Origin of the sequence: Vibrio sp. 10N.222.48.A3 (assembly GCF_041475345.1) — a bacterium.
Taxonomy (GTDB): Bacteria; Pseudomonadota; Gammaproteobacteria; order Enterobacterales; family Vibrionaceae; genus Vibrio; species Vibrio tasmaniensis_A.
Genome location: NZ_JBFRVX010001772.1, coordinates 1 through 280, shown reverse-complemented (window position 1 = coordinate 280; position 280 = coordinate 1). Strand labels below are relative to the sequence as shown.

1 protein-coding gene is annotated in these 280 nt (G+C 43.2%); it reads right to left on the bottom strand.

Annotated elements, in window-relative coordinates:
* Positions 1–141: ATP-binding cassette domain-containing protein (locus AB4653_RS28845; protein ID WP_372106067.1), on the bottom strand; the 141-nt coding region annotated here is incomplete at its 3' end.
* Between the last annotated feature and the right edge of the window lie 139 nt (positions 142–280).

The window sequence follows — 280 nt, the reverse complement described above, 5'->3', positions numbered from 1 at the left end:
TAGGATCTTCATGAACGTCGATTTACCACAGCCATTCGCGCCGATTAAACCGTAGCGGTTGCCTTCGCCGAACTTAACTGAAATATTTTCGAAAAGTGGCTTAGCGCCGAATTGTTGGGTGATATTTGCTGTGGAGATCAATGCCGTTACCTTTTTAATGTGAAAAACGCCGCAACGTTACTTGTTCGGGGCTTTAACTGCAAGTCTTGATTGCAATTACCCGCTATTAAGTGAGTGATAACCCAACCAAATCATAGTTTGAGCTGACTCACACTTTTGA